Here is a 26,496-nt window from a genome sequence, read left to right as displayed (position 1 = left end):
CATGTCCTCCTGTTTCTATACGAGATCGCGTCCCAATCGAATAGTGAATGTCAGTTGCTGTGCATCGTAAACTTCCATCCGTGCTCGCTTGAGTAGCCCGTTGCGTGACGCCACTTCCTGTGGACTTAGATGAATCACCGCTTTTGCATCTTCAATTGTCGATTCAACGTACGCTCCCCGGTAAGCTGTACGCACACTTTGCTCCGTACAGGTAATCACAGCCTGTTCCTGACCATCGCTGAACATCAGTGGAATCACAGCTCCCACCGCCTCAACCTCACCCTCGAATATATACGTCACCATGAGTTCATCCGCTCGTTGCACATAACGGGTAATTATAGAGCGCATCCCAGGTAAAGGCCCCGTCCAGATGATCTCAAAATCATTCTCCGTTGTATTCAACATGGCTTTCTCAGCAGTGCTCTTCACAACATTTGAACCAACTGCTGACACGGTTTCTTGTAGCTCATTATCCGCCGAACTCTCACCCATCCGGGTCGCCATCTTAAATATGATTGAACCGCCACCGTTCGCCGGATCAATTCCCGCATCACGGTCATACTCACTACCTGATGGTATGCCCTCAGCCAGACTATGCCACACCCCATCCGTTGTCTTCCAGGCAGGGCAATAACTCAAAGGCTGCACCATACCCTCAGCAAATTCCGTAAATCCTGCCTGTGCATGGCTGGCTGCGGACGGGCCTAATAATCCCGGCAAACCTGCCTGTTGCACCCGCACCAGCCCCGGAATCGTATACGGGTCATTCAGCGCAGTGTGCAGAACCAATTGCTGGCCTGGCACAGAGGCCAGCACCGTTTCAAACCAGCCGTCCGCCTGCAGTACCCTGTTTCCAATCTCGGAGGGGAGATAGGATTGCACCATACCCTCATCTGAATCACGAAGACAGGCATATGCCAGCGCGGCTGCCGTCCACAGATTGTAACAGGTATGATTGGTGTATACTTCGTAGCCGTGACGTTTCTCAGGCGCATATTCGTTACGTACAATTTTCAAACGTCCATCCGGCATCAGCCAGCGCTCTACGGCTTCAAAACAACGATTTGCCGCTCGTGCGAACGCCCCGGCCATCACAGAATCCCCGGCTTGCATCGCCAGCTTGGCGTGCACCGAGCAAACATATGCCGCCGCTGCTTCATTCCATTGGTGCTGGGAGCTGCGACCTCGCGGCGGTATTTCTCCAAGCGGAGACAACACCAGCAGTGAGCTGAACGCACCATGGTTCAGTCTCTCCCGTAATGCATCCGCGACTGCCCCTTTGTAACCTGCATCAAGCATCACTTCAAGATGATAGCGGGTAGCGATATCATAGGAAAACGGACAATTTGGCCGATCCAACGGGCCGTCCTGATACAGACCGAGCGGAGTAAAACGTGGCAGATGGTATGCTTGCAGATAACGATCCATCCACGTTGTATCCTCAATCGCAAGATGTTCGCTCCATCGCAGATACTCACCCGAGATCATAATCGCATTCCAGTTAATCATGCGATTGGCATTATTCATCTTACTCATCGTAAATACATAATCGTTCTCAGGATCAATCGTCCGAAGTGCCTCGGCCCAGATGGAGCCCTGATCAGGTCGATAAGACCTTAGCAACATGTATGCCCGCATCATCAGTACAGGGAAAAAATCCGGATGATTGTCCGGCGCGCTGCCGCTTACCACCGCATCAATGCTATGTGACAGAGCTGCCGATGCGGAATCCAGCAACTCGATGTGCCCTGCACCCACCAATACTGCAGCGGCCATAGCGTAGGCTGGAGTGGAGTAGTACCGTTCCACGCCTGAGTACGGATCGATAATTGCACCATTACTATCCTGATATTTCGTGTAAGCGCACACAATTTGTTTCACGAGTGCCAGCTTAAGCTCCCTGCTCCAGCCATCTGCCGGTGCAGAGCCAGCCTCAGCCGCTAATGTGCGATACCTTTCAAGTTCATTTTTCCATGGATATGTCGCTGTGGCTGTATAACGACTCACGTGGACTCACCTCGGCTTCTCCTTGATGGGGTACAACCATAAAATCAACCTGACATACAATCTCCAGCGGAGCAATATTGGCGGTTTCGGCATCTTCGAGTTTTTCACCCTCGCCCTTTATCGCTGTGAGTTCGTTCCCTTTCCAAATAAGTGATGTACGATAAAATGTAACCGGGACCTGATCATGATCCACGGTATGCACGGCTTCAGTCTGCACCTGCCAATGGACAGCATCATAGTTCATATACAGAATAGCCTGCGAAGCATGCCACCGAAGCATGCCTTCCTTTTCCATCACTGGGCGTACCCGGCTTATCCAGCGCTCAACGATTTGTGATTCAACATATGACTCGTTCAACGAAGACATCGCAGCACTAGCTTCTGTGTCCATCTTCCATCGAAATGTGTCTATAATCCGCAAGGTTGCCATATCTACATGCACAACCGGATCGGGAGGATTATCCATACTACAACCACTGCCTGCCCTTTCCGCACTTCTCATAATCCCATTCATCCCAACACAATCTTCTCCGGCCTTCCAGCTCAGTTGGCGTGTATACCGGTGTAATGCTGTTGCTTCGGGATATGCACGCGTCAGGTCGAACAAGACTTGCATTTCACTTCCATCCGGCTCAAGCCTGAATTCCAGCAACTCGGCTCCAGCCTTTCTACCCGAATGTTGCTCGCAACCTCCGATCAGGGGCACGTTATGCCCGGCAGATGAGATATGGAATAACTGCTCGCGCCCTGGAGCAAAATACGCCTGCGTGTATAACCCTGCTCCAGGGTCACACAGTATATTTTCGCCACCGCAATGGATAATCACTTGTCCCAGATCATTATGATTGTGGGGTTCATCATTATGACCGCCTTTACACGAATACGCCACCTGAACCCACTCCCGGTCTGAACACCGTCTGCTCGTCTCTCCCTGTACATTCGGCGACGTAAGAAGGGCATGTTTAGCAACCATCCATTCCAGCTGTTGAAAAATAAACCCTCCATTCGCCCGCTCAGCTGTCTCTCCATGTATACGTTCATATACCACCGGATCGCTCCACATCACGTTCCGTAACAGATGAGCCCAGCGACGACAAGGATCTTCTGTCAGCCGGGGAATACGCAAGGGCAAATCCACTTCCATTCCGAAACGTACAGCTAACAGAGACAGGAGCCCCGAAGGTATCTCTTCATGCTCCGAGCTATCCGAATAATTGATAAATGTACCGCCCGACAGATGGATTCGTAGCGGAAATGCCGCTATCGCCGCTATTTTGGAACCTTGTAACAAGTCCAACGCTCCCTCTGTGTAGTCCAGTAACATCTCGGCATAATAGACGAAATAACCGAAGCCATACACCCAGTACCCAATCCCTTCAGCACAGCCGCCGTCCTCGCCATACCCGCTCAAGAACGCCTTCATACAGTCGATCGTCTGTCTGTTGGCTTCCAGCAGCATCGCCTGATCCTCCAGCAATAACAGAGCAGCCATGCCGCAACATCCCCCACAGACAGCAGACCAGTTGTGATCGGCTATCTGCCAGTGATATGCCCTCTTTTCCCTGTATAACGGCGTAAAGATACGTCGCTCCGCCTCTTTACGTATCCGTTCAACAACCAGAGCATCGAGATGATGACGATGAAGTGCCACAATCTCCGCAAGCATATGTACCGTCTCTGCGGCGAAGAGGTCGATATTGCCTGCTACCTGCTCCGCCTCTCCCGTTCCCAGATGTGCCGGAAGGCACCACGTATATTCATCACATACCGCCCACAACATCTCTTCGAGAGCATGAACCATACGAGGGGTGCCAGCATCGAGAGCAAGCATGGCAACGGCTGCTAATCTACCGCGCCTTTCGAAGTAAACCTGCTCGTATGCTTTGCGGTCTCCCTCCCTGCCGAACTGTCGAAACAGTTGGAATGTCAGAAGAGGCAACGGTTCTCTTAATGCTTGCTCTCCATACCTTCGTAAATCGGTGAGCATCTCAGCCAACTCGGGCCGGAACAATTTTTCCCGAAGTTCATCAGCCTTGAATCCTGCACCCTCTTGAACATGATTCCGATTGTTAATGTTAAGAAACACCTGCTGGATCTGCTCTTCGTCTGGCCAGTCGGGTACCTCAGATTCATCTACAGCGTGTCTTACACGCATTTCATGATGTTCGTTTCCGATTTCGTGATTAGAGCCTTGCAAAGGATTCACCACGCTTCACTAATGGAATTTAAGATAAGCTACACAATAGCAAGTGGAGATTGCTGCACCACAGACAACCACTGACGGGCAATTAGCTCATGACCTGCCGCAGTAGGATGAACGCCGTCCCACAACCAGTATGAAGCGTCGGCTTGCTCCAATGCCTGATTGAACGTTTGCTGTAGCGGAACCCACACCGCCCCGAAGTGCTCGGCCATTTCCCGAACCTGTTGCTGGTATTCGGCCATAAGCGTTTCCCAGCCCTCCCATTTGTCCAACGTCGCCCCTGTCTTCAGAATGAAAGGCTCCATCAGTACTAGTCCGGTATTCGGTATAACTTCCCTTGTTTCCTCCAGCAAGTGACGATACGCCCGGGCAAAACGATCAGTGTAACCTCTAGGCTCTTCATTCATAAAGCGCCAAGCATCGTTCACCCCAATCAGGATACTGATCAGATCCGGTTTCAGACTATACGTGTCTTCATTCCAACGTGCGTACAGATCGGATGCCCGATTTCCGCTAATGCCTCGGTTGTAGAACGTTTTTTGCTTGCCTGCCAGTTCCATGCCCAGTCTGCTTGAGATCAAATACGCGTACCCGTGACCGAGAACATGATTCAGATCCTCATTCCGTGATCTTCCTCCGTCGGTAATGGAGTCCCCTTGAAACAAAATCGCCGATGGACTTGGTTTCATCTTAGACATCGTTCCTTTCGTACTATATATAATGAAATCCTGTTGCTTGAACTATGGCTAAAATAGACTATACGTACCGCTTTCTCCATCTTATCCCTTTTAGGTTCATTAGAAAATAGCGTTTTCATCCCGATTCCATCTTCCTATCCCATGAGGTAACGTAATATCATCATCGATACAATACCAACCAGCACCGTACCGAGCAGACTGCGTGTCCAGATGGCTACAGCCACTGTAGGCAACGCTGCCCATAAGGCGGCATTTTCTGTAATGGGGACAAGGCGATTGCCTGACATAAACAATTCCTGACCAATGAGCGAGGCCATGACAGCAACAGGCACATATTCGAGCCAGCGCATCAGCCACACCGGAATCTGTATTTTACTGAAGAGCATCAGTGGCAGTACCCGGGGGATAAACGTGAGTAGTGCCGAGCCCATAATAATCCAGAATACATCCCATCTTACTTCCATCGTTCCATAAACACTCCCATCGTTGCTGCAACCACTGCTGCTATGATAATGCTCAGACTACCTAGTGAAGCCATGCTTGCTAAGATAACACACACGACCGCAATGATTGCTACATTGATATGTATTTTTTTGCTTTTGCGATGTACCAACTGAAGCACGATTAGACCGATAAACATCGCTGGCAACGCATAGTCCAGTCCGAAGCGATCCGGGTTCGTAATCCAGCGCCCAAAGTACGCTCCCGCCATGTTCGCGACAAACCAGTTCAAATACGCTGTAATGTTCAGACCATGCATCCAGCGCTCACTGAGTGTTTTTCTGCCGATCGCACGGGTCATCGCCACACCGAATGACTCATCCGTAAGCAGTGAGCCGATCCACATATTTTTAAGTGGTGTCAAATGTCTGAAATACGGAGATACCGCTGCGCTGAGTAGCAGATGACGCAGATTCACAAAAAATATAGTGAAAATGATGGCTAACGCCGATCCATTGGAAGCCAGCATCCCTGCTGCAATGAACTGGGCGGAACCTGCATATAAAATCAGGCTCAACAATGCGGTTTCGGCGAAACTGAGACCTGCGGTCATCTCGATGACCCCCGCTGCAAAGCCAATACTTAAATATCCGAGCAATGTCGGAACACAATCCCGAACCCCCTGCATAAATGTTGCCTCATCCTGGATTTCCACACTTTTTTCATGTGCAGCTAATCTCGGTGCACTTTCATTCAACTCTCGTACAACTCCTCTCTAATTTTAAACACTGTCAGCCGATATATATCGATACATACCATTCTGGGTCACAGACTTTAAGTAATTAATGCAGAATTGGTATGCATTAACTTAGAAATATACCATATTTTATGTCAGTTCGGGAGAGTTGACAGGGGGAGAATGTACTATGAAGAAAATGAAGCAGCCAAAGGAGAAACGAACGTTACAGATGAGAGAGAAACTGATACTTTCATTTGCTATCGTGCTCCTGATCCCGACGATCAGTTTAGGCATCATTTCATTCCAGACAGCGGCTACCAAGGTCGAAGAAAAAATGTTTGAGAATGCCAACAGTAGCGTGAGTGTACTGAATCAGACCATTGACCAGATTATTGGGGCCACACGCAAAAATGTAGACTTCCTGGCAAGTCAGTTGGATGCTGGTAATGTGGGTCCGGTTCAAGGGGACGAAACGAAAACGATTCGTACGTTACTTGATGCTTACAAAGATACCCACGATGACGTGGAACTTGCTTCCGTCGGAACGGATAAAGGTGTCTATATCAACTCCCCAGTCACCGCCGTGAACAAACCGGGATACGATCCCCGTGAACGTCCTTGGTTTAAGGCTGCTTCGGAGAACAAAGACGTACCTACTGTAATCACACCTTACATCTCAAGCAATACAGGTAACGTAGTTGCTTCGATTGCTCAGACGACTGGTGACGGTCATGGTGTTGTTTCGGTCAGTCTGTCCCTTCAAGCTCTTTCCGAGACGGTAAATTCCACGAAAATCGGGCAAAGAGGATATATCTATATTATCGATAATGCGAATAAAATCATCGTACATCCAACCGAAAAACCAGGTACTGAAGGTACGATGGAACCTTATAAACAAATTTTTGATCAAAAGAATGGTGATCTGCAGTATACGTTGAACGGAAAAAACGAGCATGCCTTCTTCGTAACCAATGAAACGACAGGCTGGACAGTCGTCGGTGTTATCGATAACGACGAAGTTACGGAAACCGTTCGTCCAATCCTGTACACTACCCTGATTGTTATTACAATTGCTGTAGTTATCAGCTCCATCATTATTTTCTGGATTGTACAAGCCATTACGAGACCACTCAATCGACTTGTCAAAGCTTCTAACGAAATCAGTGACGGTAACCTGACAATCGAGGTTGCTGTGAAAGGTCACGATGAGTTCGGCAAACTCAGTAACAGCTTTAATAAAATGAGTGCATCTCTACGAACTGTCATTCAGGATGTGCGTAATACAGCTGACGAGCTTACAACATCTTCTGCACAGCTTGCTATCAATTCGTCAGAGACAACCAAAGCTACAGAGCAAGTGGCCCTCATTACAGAACAGTCTGCAGCTGGCATTGAAAAGCAGGCAAACAGCCTGAAACATACCGCACAGCAGATGAATGAACTTGCCGGAGGGGTAGGACAAGTAACCAACAGTACTCAGCAAGTGTCCGAAGCCGCTATGCAAGCAAGCGAACTTGCGCAACAAGGGAACTCGACGATCAAAACGGCTGTATCGGAGATGGGCTCCATTCAGCATTTTGTGCAAGGTATCGCAGAAACCGCAACACGGCTGGATCAGCATTCCAGCTCCATCGGTGAGATGGTTTCTGTCATTACGGATATCGCAGCCCAAACCAACCTGCTTGCGCTGAATGCTTCCATTGAAGCAGCCCGTGCAGGCGAGCATGGACGCGGATTCTCCGTTGTAGCAAGTGAAGTCCGTAAACTGGCGGAGCAGTCCAGCGAATCCGGCCAGAAGATCGTGGAGATGGTCGCATCCATTCAGCAAGAAATCTCCAAGGCCAATGAGAATGTTCGTCTGGGACAAAAGGATGTAGACAGCGGCATTCGGGCTGTACAATTTGCCGATGATGCATTTGTACAGATTAGCGAGGCTGTTGGGGTGGTCAATCAGCAACTTGAAAATATTGCAGCAGCATCCGAGCAGATGTCTGCCAGCACAGCAGAAGTGGTGCAGTCTATTGACCACATTCATACCATCTCGGAAACCAATGCCGATGGCACGGAGAATATCTCCGCTGCAACGGAAGAGCAAGTGGCCTCCATGCAGGAAATCTCCTCCTCTGCCGATTCCCTTGCGCATCTGGCTAATAAGCTGCAGAAACTGGTAGAGCAATTTAAGCTATAATGGACAACCAACGCAAATCTTTCGCCATTGGCGAGCCATATTAGAGCACATCAACACATAAAAAGTCCCTTTGCCGAACTGGTCTTGACCAGACAGCAGAGGGACTTTTTTATTGGGATAGCGTGTGTTTTTAGTGGAATAAGGTTCCTGGTGATCGTTACAATTTCAGAAACCCCGGTATCTCCAAACTAAGCTCATCTGTGATCGTTAGAATTGCGATTCCGTTATAATATACGTCAAGCTGAGAATGAGCCAGCTAATGTCCAAAAATGAAATGTCAAATTGGTCATGTTCGATACTGGCAACGAACCCTGTCTGTCTATGGATTCGACGGTTTTTGCTCCCCGTGGTATCCACGATCTCCGTAAGGCTCCAGCTTCTCGAACCAGCTTTCCAAACATTTGGCAAGCGCATCCTTCGGATCGGCATAGGGATTATCATCCTTTTTCATGACTTCCAATACTTCAATCGTAAATGCACTCTCACCGTATTCATTCCACTCTGCCTGTAAACGTCGATTCAGATGGCTTCCCATCTGCAGCATAAATTGCTGTCCGTTAATGGTCTTCAGATTAGGTGTGCTGTCGATGTATACTTTGCCGTTTCGTTCATTCCGAATTTGATATACGCCTGCTTCTATTTTGACTTCTTTGGCTTGTTCCTGTAACTCTTTGCGTCGATTCATGCTCTTCTCTCCTTTACCTGTTCTTTCTTCTGAAACTTGCTGTTCCATGACTTGGGATTCAGATGAGTTATCTGATAATTTGGCTGATGATCCTTTCGTCTGCTTCCCATCCCCTCTACCGTTCCCTTGTTCCTCTGCTACACGACCCAGCCAGTACTGGCTGCCATCCTCCTTTCGCTCCAACAGACCATAGTCCACCAGATATCTACGAATCTCAACATAGTCAGCATGTACCTTTTCCAAGAGTGCGTTCACTTGTTTTTCGGTGTACTGACGCCGGGGTTCAAAACGTTTGGAAATCTCTGTGAGCACGATATACTTATGTTTTTGCTGCATATGGAACGTAGTCATCGGGCCGCTTGTGCCTTCGGGAAAGTAGTTGCGTAGCACTCGTTCCCGTTCTTCTTCGGATATATCGAAGGAATGCTGATGAATCGTATGCCCTTGTTTCATAATGGGCGACACCCATGTTGCCGGAGCATGTAGGTCTTTATTTTTCAACAGTTCCATTAACGCCAGAAATATTTTGGCCTGCCTCTCTTTTTCCTTCAAAACGAATCGATGGTTTCGAATGGTAGACGCACTGCCGATGCCCAGAGCCTGCTGCACTTCTGCATCCTTTTTCCCTTCATAGAACTGGGCTAGCAGACCTCGCTGTACATCCGACAATCCGGTCACACTTTTATCCAGCTCCAGCAAGTATTCAAATACCGAACCATGGACCTTCTCAATATGAACACGCATGTAACGAACCGCATCATAGAGCACGCCTTCGTCGGGGTAAACAATTCCCGGTTCTGTTGTAAAACCGCAACAAATACAGGAATAGGCCATTCCTTCTTCCACATATCCGCGTTTGATCTCTTCGAGAGAGGCTGTCTGCAATCTTGAATCCGAGGCTTTCATCCTTCGCCGTCCCTTCTATAATTCATCTAATGTACCTTTGATTTGTGAGTTATTTGGAGTTCCAGGTTAATCTGTATTGATTCATACGGGAAATTTAATTAAATAAATCTTATTTCTCATTTATTCGTTATTTTGTTTGTTTATTTATAAATATAATATTATTATGTTTGTTTATTGTCAAACCAACAGGATGTATCAGATGCCTCAAACAAAGTCCAATCTCCTGCAAAAAAGAAAAAAAAGACTGCCGGTTCATCACCCCGACAGCCTTCATACCCACGTTCATACTCATTCCGTTACAATTTGAATCGTTCAATCATGCTCTGCAGATCCTCTGCCATGCGAGACAAGGCCGCTGAAGATGCCGCAACCTCCTCCATTGTAGCAAGCTGCTCCTGAGCCGCCGCCGAGCCATCCTCGGTGCCCGCAGCAATCCGGTTAGAGAGAACCATCGTTTCGTTTACAGCTTTGTTCACATGTCCCATTCCTTGATCGATCTGACGGGAAGCTGCAGCCGCCTCTTCGGCCTGAGCTGCAACAGTTTGAACCGCATCACGAATCGTCTGGAAGGCTTCTCCAGCCTCTGTGATCATTTGCGAGCTTCTCATCATACCTTCACCCGTGCGTGCGAAGGTAGACTGAACAGCATGAGTCTTCTCGTTCATCTCGCGCATAAGCTCATTAATCCGCTCTGCCGAAGCGCCTGAGCTGTTCGCAAGCAATTTCACTTCGTTAGCAACCACAGCAAATCCCCGGCCATGCTCGCCTGCTCTCGAAGCCTCAATGGAAGCATTCAGTGCCAGAATGTTCGTCTGCTTGGCGATGGCTGTAATCTCCGCTACAATATCCAGAATTTCTTCGTTCTTCGCTCGCAGATCTTCGATGACAGCCTCCATATCCTTGCTCTCATCGTTCACCTGCTGAATATGGGATACGGCCTCCTGCATCGTGACCATACCCGTTTCCGATTTGGAGGATGCTTCCAATGCGATACGCTCCGCATCTCCCGCTCTTGCAGAGATCTCCTTCACGCCAAGTGACATCTCACCGACAAGCTGCTCTGTCGCTGCAAGACTTTCATTTTGCATCGTTGTTCCTGCAGCTGCATCTTGCATCAACTCCGCTACTTGCTCCGTTGCTTTCGAGGTCTGCTCAGAGCTTGCCATCAACTCTTCCGATGATGCCGCCAGCTGACTCGATGTATCATGTACCTCGCCAAGTACGTTACGCAGTGAATTCGTCATGGTATCAAAGCTTTCTCCAAGCTGACCGAACTCATCCTTGCGCCGCAGGCCTACGCGAACCGTCAGGTCCCCCGCACTTACTTGAGATGCCGCTTGCGTTAGCTGCTGCAACGGACGATGAATGCTACGGATAATAAAGATCAACAGCACAATACCTACAATAATTGCTACGCCTACAAGTGTAATCGCACGAATCATAATCGGTTGCACGGACTCTGCCGCTTCGGAGGGAATCATCTCGCCGACAATTTTCCAGCCCGTGGCCGTATTTGTGTAAAATACAGCTTCCATCGGTTGACCATCATATGTATACTTCACCGTTCCCCGATCTTTCGTATACATCTCGTTGATGTAACTTTGATCAGACTGAGTACCGGATTCAATCTTGTAATGGAATAGAAACTTTCCGCCATTATCCAGCATATACAGTTTCCCTGCTTTGCCGATATGGATCTGGTCCACCGTCTCCTTCAGATGATTCAAGCTTACATTGGCGCCAAAAACACCTTGTCCGTCCGCAAGCTTGGCTGCTGCTGTCACCACCCATTCCCCTGTCGTTGAAGACTGATAGGTATCTGAGATGACTGGCTCCGATTGCGACATCGCCATTTTGTACCATGGACGTTCACGAGGATCATAGATCTGGTTTCCGGCATCAGGGGATTTCATCCAGCTTCCATCCTCCGCTCCAGCTGTAAGTACACCTAGTTCTTTATGGTTTTTGGACATTCGATCCATCTGAGCTTGAAGCGCAGGGGACTTGTTAATAATGTCTTCGGATGTAATACCCGATGCCATCTGTGCAGCATTGTCCTTCTCCATATTGAGCATCTGATCAATCTGCAGACTAAGCATTTCCGTTTTGGCCTGTGCAGAACGAGTAATCTCCATTTTAACCTGATCTGCTGCCTTAAGATAAGCAAGCCACCCTACACTAAGACTGGGAACGATCAGGAATAAAAGGAATGCGGCAATCAGCCGTTTTTTTACCGTCAACGTATACCAGGATTGAAACCGTCCCTTCATTTTTTTCCCTGCTTGAGACTTTTTTTGAAGCCTTTTTTGAAGCCCTTTTCTCATTATCTATCTATCTCCCATCATTAAGTTCAACTCTTTTTATCGGAAAGTTCGCCGCGAAACATTATGTATCCATATTAAATAATCGCATTTTTAATGATCTGATCCTATTACTTGCATATTCTCTCTTTTTGACCCCCTTGTTGGGATCGTTTACAATATTTATATCATGGTTTAATAAGAAACACTTTGGAAGGAGAGGGCTCAAATCTTAGGCAAGTTTCACAAGCAACAATCTGTATCTAGTCGTCGCTATTCATCCACGCTACGTATTTTACTCACATTCATTCTATGTGCAGGCCCGATATTCGGGCTATCTAACAACACCACTGTTTCTGCATCGCAGACTACACAGGCCGTCCATATTGAAGTCAACGGAGAGCCGCAATTCTGGAACAACGCTCCGCTTATTCTAAAAGGCACAACATTCGTCCCCTTACGAGATGTAGTCCAATCTGTTAAAGGGAATTTGAAGTGGGATGCTCGTACCAACACAGCTACAATAACCGTTGGCAGGGACAAGCTGGTGCACCAAGCCGGAAGCAAATCTATTAAAGTAAACCAGGTTTCTCTCGCCTCTCCAGTGAATTCACGCACCATTAACGGCACATTAATGATTCCTGTCCGGACCCTGGCGAATGCTTTGAAGGCCGATATCCAAGTCCAGCGAACGCCTTCAGGCCAGATGAATGTTGGTATAACGACTGACCAGGTCAGCGTGTTAAATCCTGAAGTGGCTAGCGTAGACACATATCTGCGCGAGATCAACTATCCGGGGATGGCTCTGATTGCACGAAACGGCGAAGTCTTGCTCAAACAGGGGTATGGTCTTGCTGACGAACAGACAATGAATCGTCCGGACCAGAAGACCCGTATCGCCTCCTTAAGCAAGTCATTCACTGCGGCTTCCATTTTGAGTCTCGCAGAAGCAGGTAAGTTGGATGTTCAAAATCCAGTCTCCGCCTATATTTCGGGCATCCCGAAGGGAGATCAGATTACCCTGCATATGTTACTGTCCCAAACGTCAGGTCTGCCGTCGGCCTTCGGTCGCGGGGAAGGCGATACACTTGAAAAAACGGTAGAAGAGATTCGCCACAAAACGTTGAAGTTCGAACCCGGCAGTGCCTACCTGTATAGCAATAGCGGTTACGTGCTGCTTGCGTACGTTGTGGAACAGGTATCTGGCATGAGTTATGCAGACTATGTTCAACAAACCATTCTGGGTCCGCTCGGCATGCAAGATTCAGGAGAAGCATCCCGCAAAGTGCATACGAACAGTGGATTTGTCCAGCAAGGAAAAGGATGGACACCTGCGCCTTATTATGTTTCACAATCCGGGTCAGGTACGATCTATTCTACCGTGGATGATCTGCTGAAATGGGATAGGGCACTGTACACTGACCAGATTCTCAGTCAGGAAACGATTGAAACGATGTATAAGCCCTATTCCAATAAAAATTACGGCTATGCCTGGATTCTCAAGGAAAATGGAACAAAACGCACCGTCTTCCATAATGGAAGCGGCGGCGGATTTTCCACAGCATTTTCACGTAATTTATCCGATGATATTACCATTATCCTGCTCGGTAATCATGCAGGCATGGATATGACCACACTGCTAAGTGATCTAGAGACACGAACGGCCAAAGCTTTGCAATAGAGTCGGTCGCTGGAAGCATCATACGGAGCCGCACGAAGCCACCAATTCAGCGAGGTTAGAAGTTTGTGGTTTGTGTTGTTCATTTTGTGTTGTGTGTTTTGTGCCTTGTGCCTTGTGCCTTGTGGTGCGTGCCTGTTGCGTTTTGGTTAGTGGTGGGTGCTCTGATTGGTGTTGCGGTTCGGGGCTAGAGTAGGTTGAGGTCAAGGAGTAGCTGAGATTGGGTTGCGGGTTGATTGGGGTTAGAGTTAGGTAGAGTCGAAGATTACGGTTTGGGGTGAGGTCTGGAGTGAAGTTTGGGGTGAGGTTTGGGTTGGCTACACAGTCTTCCCCCCCCCTGTTTATTCTAACGATCTCAGATGAGCTTATTTGAGCGATAATCACCCTTCAGAAATTGTAACGATCACCAGTAACCTTATTTCTCCAAAAACACATGATCAAAGCCCATTTTCGCATCAATTCCCCTAAATAAGCTCCACTGAGATCGTTAGAAAATAAAATCGGCTAATATCACCCAAATAACGTTTCTGGGGATCGTTAGATTTTAGCCACCATCAAAATGAACCCAATATCATCATTCGTGGTCACTAGAATCGGTTACGGTTTGGTTATCATTCATAATGCTTACTGCATGTACAATAATAGGCTTATGCAACCACGCAAAGGGCCGAAGCATAAAAAGCTTCGGTCCTTTTGTTATTCTTATATCTCGTTGTTATATCGGCTGTGTGAGGAGACACCAGTTCATCCCTCATATCCTTAAAAGTTTCAGTTTCAGCTATGTTGATTCCCCTCATATTACGTCATATTTCTTCATATTTCGTAATATTGAGTCATATATATTTATATATATTCATATATATTTATTTTTATTCATATATCGTCATATCGCTTCATATATCTTCATATCGCTTCATATATCTTCATATCGCTTCATATATCTTCATATCTCTTTATATTGCTTCATAGTAGCCTCATATATTTTCATTCTCTACCTGTAAATCTACTGAACCTGCATCTATTTATTCAATCGTGACAGGAAGATCACCCTTGAACGGAATCTGTCCCATCATCGCTTTCGCTGCACTACTCATCGCTAGAGGCCGGCTCTCATATGCCGCGATATAAGTCTGCACATCCGGCAACTTCTGTAGGTCGTACGGACTGCGAAGTGCGGTTACAGCCAGCGGTTTGCCAAGTTGCTGAAGCCAGCCGATCAACCGACATTGCGGGTCACCAGAAGGGCTACCTGCATTATAAGTGCCGATCACAATCTGCCTAACATCCACCGCTTCTGCGGCTTGAAGCAGACGAGCCGAGGAAAGCGCAATTTCATCCGCCGCTACCCTCATATCCACCACATCCAGACCTTGAGCAGACAAAGCCGCTCCGAGTGTTGCCCCTCCATCCAACTGTTCATCAGCAATACTTGTCACTTCTGCGGCAACCGTAATGACAAGTGTTCGCTCTTGTTTGAGCGGCAACATATGTTGTGCATCCCGAATTAATGTAATGCTCTTCTCACTGATTCGCCGGGCTACCTCCTGATGCTGTGGACTATTACGTTGAAACGGATCGGCAAATGGCTGATTTGCATTCATGGAATCGCGAACAACCGCCGGGGGCATATGGATATCATCCACACCAGATTTCCTGCTCATACCGGCAGATATCTCTACGGCCGTGCCGCTCTCCAGTCCCATCTCCACATTCATCAGCCCACGCTTCATTTTATATGTCAGCAAACGTTTAACGGACTCATCAATCCGCCGCTCACTGATACGCCCACTTTTCACCGCATTCATCAATGCTTCAAAAGCTCCCACCTGTAGCTGTGCCGTATGACTGATCAGTACCATATCCGCTCCAGCTTCAACCGCCATCACTGCCGCATCGACCGTGCCGTAGTGAGTAGCGATCGCCTTCATCTCCATACAGTCCGTCAAGATCATACCCTCATATCCGAGCTCCTTACGTAACAGTCCAGTCAAAACAGAATGAGATAATGTCACTGGCAGACGCTCTGGCTCCAGTGCCGGAAAATAAATGTGAGCAGACATCATCGCGTCCACACCCTCTGCGATGGCTACACGAAATGGCACAAGCTCCACCTGATCCACCCGCGTTCTGTCATGTGTAATCACAGGAAGATCCAGATGGGAATCCGTATCCGAGTCTCCATGTCCGGGAAAATGTTTGGCGGTTGCAGCTATACCCGCTTGCTGAAATCCAGCAATGGATGCCGCACCGAAGTCAGCTACCTTTTCCGCGGATTCCCCGAAGGAGCGCACGCCAATGACCGGGTTGCTCGCATTGTTGTTCACGTCGAGTACGGGTGCAAAATTCATGTTGATGCCCATCGATTGTAGCTCCGCTCCACTGATCCGTGCCGCTGCATAAGCATCTTGCACCGATCCGGCCGCAGCAATGGCCATCTGTCCAGGTATAAGTGCAATCCCCTCTGTAATTCGAGCCACCATGCCGCCTTCCTGGTCAATAGCAATCCAGAGAGGTACATTGCCACTTGCTTGCGCAATATTCTGCAAACCGCCGGATAGCCGCTCTACCTGTTCAGGCGAAACCACATTCCTTGCAAAATAAACGATGCCGCCAATCGGGTAATCTCCAAGCAGCTTCTCTATCTCGCCTTCCGGCTCCGTTCCATGAAATCCGCATAACAGCATCTGCCCGATCTTATCTCTTAAGGTCATCTGTCCGATTCTTTGCTTCACCCTGTCCTTCAAGCTACGCATTAGCATTACGTATCCTCCTCCCATGAACCTCAACCCCTCGTGCCAAAGAGCAACATCCCTGTCTGCCATGCTACTTTTCATCCATCCCTGCCTGCTCATCAAGCCCGTCATTCATCGTATAGCAAATAGGGTCTGCGGCGTTCCCGCCACATCTTCTCCTGCTCACGCCAAGCATCCATTAAACGAAATAAACCACTATCGTCTCCAATGATCTCGCGAACCTCTCTCCCTCCAGTAAGTAAATCGATAAAATATCGGGAGCCCTTACGTGGAGGTTCAAGCCACTCAAACTGTTCAGGGTATCGAACGGCTATCTCATGCAAAAGCCACAAACCTGTTTCAACGGAACGGAATTCCTTTTCTTCTGTGACAAAAAGTCTTACACCCCCACATTGTTCTCCTGCATGTTTGGAAAAGGCCGGTGTCATATACACCGGGTGGAAATGCACCCCGCCCAATCCATGAGACCGCATCGCATCCGCTAGCTGTTGGCCATCAATCCACGGGGCACCCAGCCATTCAAATGGCCTCGTCGTGCCTCGACCTTCCGATACATTCGTACCTTCCAATAGACACGTTCCCGCATAAGAACGCACGGTATCTACCGTTGGCATATTAGGCGAAGGCATCATCCAAGGCAGCCCCGTCTCAGTAAAGGTCATGCTTCGTCGCCAGCCCTCCATCGCCATAACTTCTAACTCACAGGGCACATGATGCTCGGCGTTGACGAGCAAAGCCAGTTCCCCCATCGTCATCCCGGTACGAATGGATGTAGCCCAGGCTCCTACAAAAGATTCAAACCCGGCCTTGAGTAAACCGCCCTCCACCTCCACACCGCCAAGCGGATTGGGGCGATCAAGCACCAGTAGACGTTTTCCCGCTTCGCCACACGCCTCCATCATCTGAATTAACGTCGAAGCATACGTATAATACCTCACACCCACATCCTGAATATCCAAAAGAACCGTATCCACATCGGCCAGCATGTAAAGCTGCGGCTTTTTATGTACACCATACAGGCTGTATACCGGGATGCCATAACGGGGGTGTTCCGAGTCTGGAAAAGGAATTCCCGCCTGTAGCTCTCCAGCTAGCCCGTGCTCACATGCAAACAAAGCCGTCAACTTGGCATCCACCAAGCCTGCACATACATCCACCGTGGAGACAAAATCTGCTGTGATGCCCGTCGGATTCGTCACCAAACCGATTCGTGCACCACCAGTTAGCCAGGGATGTGCAGCTCCCTCAGCCAGCACATCCGCTCCTGTTTTCACCCTCATGAGACATGACCTTCACTTACCCAACCGGCTTGCTGATGATCATTACCACGAGACAATGCAGGCTCTTCTTCAGGTTCTATCAGATTACTTGTGGCCTTATGCTGATAGATGGCAAACATACCTGCAAACAACGCTCCGAATCCCACAACCGTCAGCATAAGCAACGCGCTAAGGCACACCACTTGGAAGCAGGCCGCAATCGTATACCCCGGATAACGGAAGAACAACTTCACACTCTCTCCCATCGCCTGAAGGATACCCATTCCTTTTTGCAACATAAGCTGCCAGGTGTAGAACTGTGAAATGAATGCCAAGATAACAAAAAACGTCTGAAACATGCCTACTGCCATGCCCGTCATGTTGCCTTTCCCACCGTAATACCACCAGGTTGACCAGAGGATGAAACCGAGCAGTGCAAACAGTAGCCCCGTCACACCGCCTGGAAGCAACCCCCTCACTGTACCTTCCCATATATCACGTAGCCCGTTTCGGCGCTCTTTCCGCTCCAGCCGATGATGCACTGCGTAACAGACACCGAACAAGAGCGGCATATAGATGATGGCAAGTAGCAGCACGGCCACAGGTATCGGCGCAAACATGAGAATCGGAATGAGCAGCACGGAGCTGCCCGCACTGAACAGCGCCACCGGAATAATATCCCGGTAGATCTCTACCCCTGACTTGACCACCACTTCACTCAGTTTACGCATAAAAGCTCCCCTCCCTGTATTTTGTGAAAGCCGTTATTCGTTAAAAGCTTGGATGCGCTCCATCATGCCGGAGCTTCTATTCCCGTCCAATCGCCATCTCCGTCTCCGGGTCAAAAAAATGCGCTTTGCGCATATCCAGCACAAAGGTCTTATCCATACCTACATATGCATGGGTCTCAGGATGAACCTTGGCTGTCACCGTCCGGCTTCCGAGACGGAAATAGATCAAATTTTCCGACCCCAGATGCTCCACCACCTGAACACGTGCTTGAAGCATGTGATCTTGCGGAATATTGGGTGCCACGTCGTCACCAAAAATATGCTCTGGACGCAGTCCAAGGATGACTCGTTTTCCCTGATAGTTGCTTAATCGCTCTAGCACATCAGCTGATAACGTGAAGGATGTGCCCTCCACCTTCACTTGCGTACCTTCGATATGGGCATCGATGAAGTTCATGGCTGGCGAGCCGATGAAACCTGCCACAAACATATTGCGCGGGCTGGCATAAAGATCCTTCGGTGATGCAACCTGTTGAATGTCCCCATGATTCATCACTACAATGCGCTCCCCAAGCGTCATAGCCTCGACCTGGTCATGTGTAACATAAACAATCGTCGCGCCCAATCTTTTATGCAATTCACCAAGCTCTACACGCATCTGAACACGTAGCTTGGCATCCAGATTGGAGAGCGGCTCATCGAATAGAAAGACCTGCGGATCACGCACAATCGCCCGTCCCACAGCGACACGCTGGCGCTGTCCTCCTGACAATTCGCGCGGCTTGCGCTCCAGCATAGCCTCCAGGCCTAGGATCGAAGCAGCATTCTGTACTTGCTCATCGATATAGGCTTTGGGTTTCTTCAGATTTTTCAGACCAAAGGACAGATTCTCCCGAATGGTCATATGTGGATACAAGGCATAATCCTGAAAGACCATGGCGATATCCCGATCCTTGGGGTGCAAATCATTCACAATCCGATTCCCGATCACGATGTCCCCACTGGTCTGTTTCTCAAGCCCTGCGATCATTCGCAGTGAGGTTGTTTTACCGCATCCTGAAGGTCCAACAAACACAACAAATTCCTTATCTTCTATTACAAAGTCCGAACCGGCGACTGCCGTGAACGTTCCTTTATGGTCGTCTTTGAACTCTTTGCGCACTTGGCGAAACTCCACGCGTGCCATAGGTTAATCCCCCTTTTACATTGTCACCTGATGTACTTGCAAATGTTGCAATGATTATCCCTTCACGGCTCCAATCGTGATGCCCTGCAAGAAGTAACGTTGCAATGAGAAGAACAGAATGATCATCGGCAATGCACCAATCGTGGCTCCAGCCATCATGGCACCGAAGTCGGTGGATTCAGCAAAAACAAAGGATGCGAGTCCGACCTGCACCGTGCGCATCTCATTCGAATTGGTGATCAGGAAAGGCCAGAAAAATTCATTCCACGAGGCAACAAAAGTAAAAATCGCCAGCACTGCTATGCCTGGCTTTGCCATAGGTAGAATGACCTTCCAGAAGATACCGAACTCACTGCACGCATCAATTCGAGCGGCGTGAATGAGTGAGGTCGGCAGGGTGGACATAAATTGTTTCATAAGAAAGATATTGCCCACACTGACTGCTGCGGGAAGGATGATCGCTGTGTACGTATCCCCCAGATCAAACACGTTGACCATCAAAATGTAAAGCGGAATCAGCGTCACCTGTGCGGGAATCATCATCGTTCCAAGCAACACCCAGAACACGGCCTGACTGCCCGGGAATTTTAATTTAGCAAACGCATATCCTGCCAGCGAAGCAAAAAACACATTGGTGACTGTCAATATAACGGAGATCAGTAACGAATTATAGAGCCAGCGCCATGCATCCGTTTTGGCAAAAAAACGTTCATACGGCGACATGGACAGCTGCTCGGGTATCATCTGTGGCTTAAACGAAGCTGACATTGTTGTGTCCTGCACCGATCCGACGAGCATCCAGTACATCGGAATAATCGTAATTAGTGCCCAGCCAGCGAGCAAAACAGACGCTATAACAAGCAACATCTTTTTTCGTGTTGAATTCATACGTGTATTCACCCCCCGGATGCCTAATGAAAACCCTAATTAATACTCGATATCACTGGAGAAATATTTGAATTGAATCACGGATATGACAATAATGATGACTGCCAGTACAAAGGATTGTGCCGAGGCTAATCCAAACTCGTAGAACTTAAAGGCAGTCTCATAAATTAAATAAGCAATCGTAGTCGTCGCAAAGTTTGGCCCGCCTTGGGTCATCAGGTATACAGAAATAAACACTTGAAAGGACGTAATGACGCCAGTTACAAGCAAGTAGAGCGTCGTTGGCTTCAAAAGGGGCCATGTAATCTTGCTGAATTGTGTCCATCCGCTCGCATGATCGATATCGGCAGCCTCATACAGCGATTTCGGAATGCCTCCCATAGCTGCAAGATACAGAATGATGCCTGCACCGTGGGAACCAAGCCAATTCATCAAGATTAGAGAAAAGAGGGCTGTCCCTGACTGACCAAGCCAGATGACCGGGTCAAGGCCGAAAAAGCCCAGGAAGCGATTGAGTAGTCCCGAATCCGTCGGGTCAAAAATGGCGAGCCACACGATCGAGATCGTCACTCCCGATGCTACAGCAGGCAGATAAAGCGTGGCCTTAAAGAATGTCTGCCATTTGCTTTTCATCTGGAAGATAAAATACGAGAGCACAAATGTAATCAGGATGTTGACCGGTACTGTTCCAAGTGTAAAAATGACGGTATTTTTAATCGACTTCCAGAAGGTTTCGTCCTTCACCAGACGTTCGTAATTGTCCAGTCCCACCCACGTGGAGTTCATGATGTTGTATTTCTGAAAGCTCATAACAAGAGCTGTTAATACGGGGTACAGTGTAAAAACGAGAAACAGCAGGACAGGCGCCAAAATAAACAAATACGCCCACCCGTAATCTCGCCAGAACCGGACAACCCGGGAATGCCGGGGTGCAGGCTCCGGCGCAAGGGCGGTCTGCATGGCGAATCCTCCTCTCCGAATCAAAGTATCACTGCGAAGTTATTTATTGCCCGAACATCTGCTGGCCTTTGCCTTTGAAATCTTCCGCAATCTGCTCCGGGGTTTTCTCACCCGAGAACAGCGCCTGAATGTTTGGTTTCACAACCTGTTCCTTGAACTGCTTCTGCTGTGAGGCTTTGTCAATGTCCAGCTTGAGCACGACCGGCATCGCGATATGTTTGGCCATTTCTTTGGCTGCATCCAGATTCACCTGCTGTCCCAGCTCCTTGCCTTTGAATAAGTCAGCTTGCGATTGTCTGACAAAAGGAAGAGCCAGCTCATTGGCCGAGTTCCCCGCTTTGGCACCGCTCAACGCCTCCATCACGAGGAAGGTATTTTTGGCATGCTGCTCGCCCTTGTCTTTCTTCTGTTTGAAGGCTACATAACCCTCGCCGCCCATCGTTGTTGCTGCAGGCTGATTATCATTGTGCGGTACGGGCAGCAATACAAAATCAATCTTTTCCCCCTGCACCTTGCCGTCGTCAATATCTTTGTTGCGGTTCTGAATCATGACATCGTAATAAGGAATCGCCTTCGAGATGATTGCCGTTTCACCGGCATAGAACATGTCTGTCCGCTTCGCCGGAGCAAGTGCTGCCGTTTCCTTCGGCATATATCCCTGATCCATCAAATTTTTGATAAAAGAGAGCGTGTCCAGAATGCGTCCATCGTTCCACTGGAACTTTCCGGTTTCGTCCAGCACATCAATCATGCCGTTGTTACGGGACAGCATTTCGATAAAATCAAGCGAAGTACCATCTGTCACCAAGGCATATTGTTTACTTCCGTCATCCAGCGTTTTCGTCAACTTGGCAGCGGCTTCGTTAAACTCGGACCAGGTCCAGCCATTCTTCTGGATGGTCTTCCAATCAATGCCCGCTTCATCGAGAATACGTTTGTTACCGCCCCAGGCCCACTGGAACTGATAGAGAGGCAGACCGTATTGTTTCCCTTGAATCTGCCCCAGTTCCAAAGTACCCGGCAGATAATCATCTTTGATCTCAGGGGTCAGATAACTGTCCAGTTCCAGTGCCAGTCCGGTATTCACATAAGTACCGTCCACACTATGGAAGTACAGATCCGGTGGATTACCTGCGTTCAAAGCAACATCGAACTTTTTGGGGCCCTCGGCCCAGGAGAGCATTTCCGTTTTCACCGTAATATTCGGGTGTTCCTTATTAAAATCAGCAATTAAGTCCTTCAATTCATCCTCGTATGTGCCATGAACCGGGTATGTCCATACTGTCACCGTATCATTCGCACCCGGATCATTCGAATTTGCTCCACCACTGTTGCCACAGGCTGTGATCCAGACCATCAATAACACCATTGCCAAAACAAGACCCTTCCTTTTCATACCCTTCATCTCCTTTTGCATGTCGTCTTCTTGTCCTAAGCCCATTATGAAAGTCTCTTGCTGGTCCCTTATGCTACTTTTCCCTTCGTTACCCTCTGCTCACAGCTTGGCACAGAGCCGAGATCTACACCTCCTTGAAGCTCGACCTATTCGGCAAGGTCTAGTTTTACTAATGAAACTTCAACGTTAAGTAATGTAACATCAATCGTATCGATTCCTTCCAAAATTGTGGATTGAATTCATTATATGAGGTGTAAAATAAAAATTCAACAATAAATTTATTTATAAAATTTAATTTTACTTTTTCGTTTCAAGCCTCTATACTATGAAAAAAAGAAAATAAGCCCTAACGAGGTGAGCACGCTTGCGAGTATACGTAGGAATTGATGGAGGCGGTACCAAAACTGATGCAGCAATCATTTCTGAATCTGGTGACATTCTGGCAACAGCTCGCGGCGGTGCAACGAATCCACATAGTGTGCCTCCTCACGAAGCTGTAAAGGAGTTATTACATCTCTTAGATATTCTATTTTCATCCAATGTAGATTTTTTGTCTAATTGTGAGGGTATATGTCTCGGTATGTCAGGTATAGCTGAAGATCAGGAGCGACAATGGATCATTGCTCACGTTGATGACTATATGAAAAGCAAGAAAAACACGGCTGATTCCATCCATGTGAACTGTATGATCCATGTTGTCACGGAGGGAGAAATCGCGCTAATGGCCTCGCTTGGGCAACCGCACGGTTTGCTTGCCATTTCAGGAACCGGCTCAATCATCTATGGAATCACGCCGGAAGGTGAAGTGAACCGGGCAGGCGGGTGGGGACATTTACTTGGAGATGAGGGGAGCGGTTATCGAATTGGACAGCGTACACTGCAAAGCGTGATGAAGAGCCATGATGGCGTTTTACCTACGACTACTTTGACATCACTCGTATTGCAGGAGTTGCAAGTCAAGCATCCATCGGAATTAAAATACGTGGTATACCAAGCTGACTGGAACAAATCAAGTATGGCTTCCATGGCTCGCCTGACAATAGAAGCCGCCGCTGGAGGGGATGAGGTAGCACGTTTGCTTCTCATGGATGAGGCCAAGCAACTGGCCGATACCGCTAAAGCGCTCATACGCCAACATGTTTCTTTTGCCACGGCTCCTATGGCGCTTTCCGGTTCCATATTTCGCTACTCTTCCCTGTTTCGAAATACATTCCTTCACTACCTTACCGGAGTGTACGATCAACAGCAGGTTGTCTGCTTGGAAAATACTCCTGCACCGGCCGTGGGTGCGGCACAGTTAGCAAGACTACAATGCCACTCGAATAAATCATTCTAAACAAAAAGGAGGGCTTACGGATGAATCATACCCTTAACTCATTAGTAACGGAACAGCCTAACCCACTGACAGATGATATGGATCAACTGCCTTCAGCCGAAATTATGGAACTCATCAATCGGGAAGATCGCCGCATAGCTGAGCTTATTCAGCCACTAATTCCAGTCATTGCTCAAGCCGCAGAACACATCGTAACCAGCTTTCAATCGGGAGGAAGACTGTTTTATGTAGGTGCAGGTACAAGCGGCAGGCTGGGTATTCTAGATGCATCGGAATGCCCCCCTACGTACGGTACTCCCCCTTCCATGGTGCAGGGTATTATTGCAGGTGGGTTTCGGGCAGTCAAAGACCCGGTAGAAGGCGCAGAAGATAGCGAGGAAGCCGGGGGAACGGATTTGAAGCAGCACGGACTACGCGCTAACGATGTTGTCGTTGGGATTGCAGCAAGTGGACGCACCCCTTATGTGCTTGGAGCCATGAATTATGCCAGACAGCTCGGTGCTGTAGTCATCGGTTTGAGCAATAATGCAGATACACCCATGAGCGCACTATCGGATGTGAGCATTGAAGCAGTTATGGGGCCGGAGGTCGTGATGGGTTCGACTCGCATGAAAGCCGGCACCGCCCAGAAAATGATTCTGAACATGCTGACGACAACGGCGATGATCCGTTTAGGTAAGGTGTATCGTAATTTCATGGTGGATCTGAATCCGTCCAATGAAAAGCTTGTACATCGAGCAAAACGCATGATACAGCTTGCGACTGGAGCGCAGGAAAACGAAATTGAGCAAGCCTTTACCTCAGCGAATGGGCATGTCAAAACAGCGATCGTGATGCTGATGGCTGATGTAGATGCAGCCGAAGCCGGGCGTCGGCTAGAGAATGCAGATGGTTTTGTACGTCATGCTATTTCCGGATCAGGCTGATCGGGACGCTACCTGGTTAGCTGCTGTAACATCTATCACCTACCTGTTTAAGGATCATTGGAGAGTATGCGGCAGCTTGTTTGTATTAAAAAAGTTGGGATAAATAAGCAAAGCCAGCAAGTCATTTGGTACGTATAGGCGAGCTTTCCCGGTGCTGAGAGATGGTTATTTATATGAGAGAAGCCTTGCCTGCCCGGTTGGCTTCTCTTTTTCTATTTTTCCTGACGTACAATTGTATTCCCTCATCAAAAAAATCCCTGGTACATATGACTGTACGGGATTCTCCACGTTTTTATTTTTTAAACACATCATAATATCGTTGCTCATTTATGCTCCTGAATCGCTTGTCTGCTCTTCTCCAGATACTGCACCGATTGATTATAATCCCGGCTGGCAATAGCCAAATAAAGAATATCAATAACGTTAAGCTGTGCAATGCGTGAAGAGGTAGCTCCACTGCGAATATCGCTCTCCATCGACGTAATCATAAGAGGAACATCCGCAAGACTGCTCAGCGTGTTACTGCCCCACTTGGTAATACTGATCGTTCCTGCACCACCTTCACGGGCATGCTTCAGACAGGAAATCACATTGGAGGTCTCGCCTGAATAAGAGATACAGACCACAACATCGTCCTCACGCAACGTCGTTGCAGATGAAATCTGCATATGTGGATCGGCGAACGAAAAGCTGGTTCGGTTAATCCGCATGAACTTGTAATGTGCATCCAGTGCGATCAAATTAGACGCCCCCACGCCGTAGAAAAAAATGCGATTGGCTTCATTCAGCATGTTAACCGCCTGATCTACAAGCCTTGGTTCCAAAATATGAACCGTGTCCTTGATCGATTGAATGTTGTTTGTAGACACATGCTGAATAATACTCTCCACTGAGTCTTTAGGACGAATCTCCGTATATTGATATTGCTCATTGGTCTGTAAATCGCCCGCTATCTTGAGCTTCAGCTCCTGAAAACCGGTTACACCCAGGGATTTGCACAACCGGATAATGGCGGCCGGACTGCCTCCGCTTCGTTCAGACAGTTGCGCAACGGACGACTGCACTGTCTCTTGGGGGTGTTCCAGAATGTAAGCTCCGATCTTTCGTTCTGACGGAGTCAGATCATCCAGTAACGCGCGTAAACGTACAAGTCCACCTTTCATACCTTCCATCCGCTCCTCCTCTCCGTACTGTTATCTGTACAAGCATTTTATCT

General features: G+C 48.3%; 19 protein-coding genes. 4 read left to right on the top strand and 15 right to left on the bottom strand.

Annotated features, from left to right (window positions below; all coding sequences use genetic code 11):
* Positions 1-15: 15 nt before the first annotated feature.
* The 5 genes from Q9R46_RS20205 to Q9R46_RS20185 form a co-directional block, all read right to left on the bottom strand.
* On the bottom strand, positions 16-2,007 hold the full coding sequence (locus tag Q9R46_RS20205; protein ID WP_311281511.1) for a glycosyl hydrolase: 1,992 nt from the start codon (positions 2,005-2,007) through the stop codon (positions 16-18).
* Positions 1,964-4,162: a heparinase II/III family protein gene (locus Q9R46_RS20200; protein WP_311281510.1), complete on the bottom strand. Its 2,199-nt coding sequence runs from the start codon at positions 4,160-4,162 to the stop codon at positions 1,964-1,966. The genes Q9R46_RS20205 and Q9R46_RS20200 overlap by 44 nt, the downstream gene beginning before the upstream one ends.
* Positions 4,163-4,242: 80 nt before the next feature.
* Positions 4,243-4,899, bottom strand: coding sequence for an SGNH/GDSL hydrolase family protein (locus tag Q9R46_RS20195; RefSeq protein WP_311281509.1), 657 nt, complete (start codon positions 4,897-4,899; stop codon positions 4,243-4,245).
* A 143-nt stretch (positions 4,900-5,042) separates the two neighbouring features.
* On the bottom strand, positions 5,043-5,372 hold the full coding sequence (locus Q9R46_RS20190) for an AzlD domain-containing protein (protein ID WP_145334208.1): 330 nt from the start codon (positions 5,370-5,372) through the stop codon (positions 5,043-5,045).
* Positions 5,363-6,037, bottom strand: a complete 675-nt coding sequence (locus Q9R46_RS20185) for an AzlC family ABC transporter permease (protein ID WP_145334290.1) — start codon at positions 6,035-6,037, stop codon at positions 5,363-5,365. Before Q9R46_RS20185 ends, Q9R46_RS20190 begins: the two co-directional genes overlap by 10 nt.
* Before the next feature lie 238 nt (positions 6,038-6,275).
* Between Q9R46_RS20185 and Q9R46_RS20180 the strand changes: the two genes are divergently transcribed.
* Positions 6,276-8,276, top strand: coding sequence for a methyl-accepting chemotaxis protein (locus tag Q9R46_RS20180; RefSeq protein ID WP_311281508.1), 2,001 nt, complete (start codon positions 6,276-6,278; stop codon positions 8,274-8,276).
* Between the two features lie 319 nt (positions 8,277-8,595).
* On the opposite strand, the gene Q9R46_RS20175 is transcribed toward Q9R46_RS20180, so the two are convergent.
* Entirely contained in the window at positions 8,596-9,867 is a 1,272-nt protein-coding gene (locus tag Q9R46_RS20175; protein WP_311281507.1) for a DUF2087 domain-containing protein, read from the bottom strand.
* A 296-nt stretch (positions 9,868-10,163) separates the two neighbouring features.
* Positions 10,164-12,137 (bottom strand): methyl-accepting chemotaxis protein, encoded by a 1,974-nt coding sequence (locus Q9R46_RS20170; RefSeq protein WP_311281506.1) that lies wholly within the window; start codon positions 12,135-12,137, stop codon positions 10,164-10,166.
* Positions 12,138-12,396: 259 nt separating this feature from the next.
* Here Q9R46_RS20170 and Q9R46_RS20165 point away from each other — a divergent pair, with 259 nt between their 5' ends.
* Complete coding sequence (locus Q9R46_RS20165; protein WP_311281687.1) at positions 12,397-13,848, top strand: serine hydrolase domain-containing protein; 1,452 nt, start codon at positions 12,397-12,399, stop codon at positions 13,846-13,848.
* A 1,019-nt stretch (positions 13,849-14,867) separates the two neighbouring features.
* Here the strand turns inward: Q9R46_RS20165 and nagZ are convergent.
* From nagZ to Q9R46_RS20130, 7 genes are all read right to left on the bottom strand, one after another.
* On the bottom strand, positions 14,868-16,604 hold the full coding sequence (gene nagZ, locus Q9R46_RS20160) for a beta-N-acetylhexosaminidase (RefSeq protein ID WP_311281505.1): 1,737 nt from the start codon (positions 16,602-16,604) through the stop codon (positions 14,868-14,870).
* 101 nt (positions 16,605-16,705) lie between these two features.
* Positions 16,706-17,878 carry an exo-beta-N-acetylmuramidase NamZ family protein gene (locus Q9R46_RS20155; protein ID WP_311281504.1) on the bottom strand — a complete coding sequence of 391 codons (1,173 nt, stop codon included), beginning with the start codon at positions 17,876-17,878 and terminating at the stop codon, positions 16,706-16,708.
* On the bottom strand, positions 17,875-18,588 hold the full coding sequence (locus Q9R46_RS20150) for a hypothetical protein (protein ID WP_311281503.1): 714 nt from the start codon (positions 18,586-18,588) through the stop codon (positions 17,875-17,877). The genes Q9R46_RS20155 and Q9R46_RS20150 overlap by 4 nt, the downstream gene beginning before the upstream one ends.
* A gap of 76 nt (positions 18,589-18,664) precedes the next feature.
* Positions 18,665-19,774 carry an ABC transporter ATP-binding protein gene (locus Q9R46_RS20145; protein WP_145334228.1) on the bottom strand — a complete coding sequence of 370 codons (1,110 nt, stop codon included), beginning with the start codon at positions 19,772-19,774 and terminating at the stop codon, positions 18,665-18,667.
* A 54-nt stretch (positions 19,775-19,828) separates the two neighbouring features.
* Complete coding sequence (locus Q9R46_RS20140) at positions 19,829-20,662, bottom strand: carbohydrate ABC transporter permease (protein WP_145334230.1); 834 nt, start codon at positions 20,660-20,662, stop codon at positions 19,829-19,831.
* Positions 20,663-20,701: 39 nt separating this feature from the next.
* Positions 20,702-21,622: a carbohydrate ABC transporter permease gene (locus tag Q9R46_RS20135; RefSeq protein WP_145334232.1), complete on the bottom strand. Its 921-nt coding sequence runs from the start codon at positions 21,620-21,622 to the stop codon at positions 20,702-20,704.
* Between the two features lie 43 nt (positions 21,623-21,665).
* Positions 21,666-23,018 carry an ABC transporter substrate-binding protein gene (locus Q9R46_RS20130; RefSeq protein WP_145334234.1) on the bottom strand — a complete coding sequence of 451 codons (1,353 nt, stop codon included), beginning with the start codon at positions 23,016-23,018 and terminating at the stop codon, positions 21,666-21,668.
* A 364-nt stretch (positions 23,019-23,382) separates the two neighbouring features.
* Here Q9R46_RS20130 and Q9R46_RS20125 point away from each other — a divergent pair, with 364 nt between their 5' ends.
* Complete coding sequence (locus Q9R46_RS20125; protein WP_311281502.1) at positions 23,383-24,354, top strand: N-acetylglucosamine kinase; 972 nt, start codon at positions 23,383-23,385, stop codon at positions 24,352-24,354.
* A gap of 20 nt (positions 24,355-24,374) precedes the next feature.
* Positions 24,375-25,280 (top strand): N-acetylmuramic acid 6-phosphate etherase, encoded by a 906-nt coding sequence (murQ, locus tag Q9R46_RS20120; RefSeq protein WP_311281501.1) that lies wholly within the window; start codon positions 24,375-24,377, stop codon positions 25,278-25,280.
* A gap of 323 nt (positions 25,281-25,603) precedes the next feature.
* Here the strand turns inward: murQ and Q9R46_RS20115 are convergent, their stop codons facing one another.
* Positions 25,604-26,443, bottom strand: coding sequence for a MurR/RpiR family transcriptional regulator (locus Q9R46_RS20115; protein WP_145334296.1), 840 nt, complete (start codon positions 26,441-26,443; stop codon positions 25,604-25,606).
* Positions 26,444-26,496: the final 53 nt, after the last annotated feature.

It is taken from the genome of Paenibacillus sp. RRE4 (assembly GCF_031844205.1).
Taxonomy (GTDB): domain Bacteria; phylum Bacillota; class Bacilli; order Paenibacillales; family Paenibacillaceae; genus Paenibacillus; species Paenibacillus xylanexedens_B.
This window is presented reverse-complemented; position numbering and strand designations above follow the sequence as displayed.

Bases quoted from the DNA above. Each gene is read 5' to 3' on its own strand.
- Q9R46_RS20130 (WP_145334234.1), bottom strand. From the start codon at position 23,018: ATGAAAAGGAAGGGTCTTGTTTTGGCAATGGTGTTATTGATGGTCTGG.
- Q9R46_RS20195 (WP_311281509.1), bottom strand. From the start codon at position 4,899: ATGAAACCAAGTCCATCGGCGATTTTGTTTCAAGGGGACTCCATTACC.
- Q9R46_RS20170 (WP_311281506.1), bottom strand. From the start codon at position 12,137: ATGAAGGGACGGTTTCAATCCTGGTATACGTTGACGGTAAAAAAACGG.
- Q9R46_RS20135 (WP_145334232.1), bottom strand. From the start codon at position 21,622: ATGCAGACCGCCCTTGCGCCGGAGCCTGCACCCCGGCATTCCCGGGTT.
- Q9R46_RS20145 (WP_145334228.1), bottom strand. From the start codon at position 19,774: ATGGCACGCGTGGAGTTTCGCCAAGTGCGCAAAGAGTTCAAAGACGAC.
- Q9R46_RS20150 (WP_311281503.1), bottom strand. From the start codon at position 18,588: ATGCGTAAACTGAGTGAAGTGGTGGTCAAGTCAGGGGTAGAGATCTAC.
- Q9R46_RS20200 (WP_311281510.1), bottom strand. From the start codon at position 4,162: ATGCGTGTAAGACACGCTGTAGATGAATCTGAGGTACCCGACTGGCCA.
- Q9R46_RS20115 (WP_145334296.1), bottom strand. From the start codon at position 26,443: ATGAAAGGTGGACTTGTACGTTTACGCGCGTTACTGGATGATCTGACT.
- Q9R46_RS20175 (WP_311281507.1), bottom strand. From the start codon at position 9,867: ATGAAAGCCTCGGATTCAAGATTGCAGACAGCCTCTCTCGAAGAGATC.
- Q9R46_RS20155 (WP_311281504.1), bottom strand. From the start codon at position 17,878: ATGAGGGTGAAAACAGGAGCGGATGTGCTGGCTGAGGGAGCTGCACAT.
- Q9R46_RS20140 (WP_145334230.1), bottom strand. From the start codon at position 20,662: ATGAATTCAACACGAAAAAAGATGTTGCTTGTTATAGCGTCTGTTTTG.
- murQ (WP_311281501.1), top strand. From the start codon at position 24,375: ATGAATCATACCCTTAACTCATTAGTAACGGAACAGCCTAACCCACTG.
- Q9R46_RS20185 (WP_145334290.1), bottom strand. From the start codon at position 6,037: ATGCAGGGGGTTCGGGATTGTGTTCCGACATTGCTCGGATATTTAAGT.
- Q9R46_RS20180 (WP_311281508.1), top strand. From the start codon at position 6,276: ATGAAGAAAATGAAGCAGCCAAAGGAGAAACGAACGTTACAGATGAGA.
- nagZ (WP_311281505.1), bottom strand. From the start codon at position 16,604: ATGCTAATGCGTAGCTTGAAGGACAGGGTGAAGCAAAGAATCGGACAG.
- Q9R46_RS20190 (WP_145334208.1), bottom strand. From the start codon at position 5,372: ATGGAAGTAAGATGGGATGTATTCTGGATTATTATGGGCTCGGCACTA.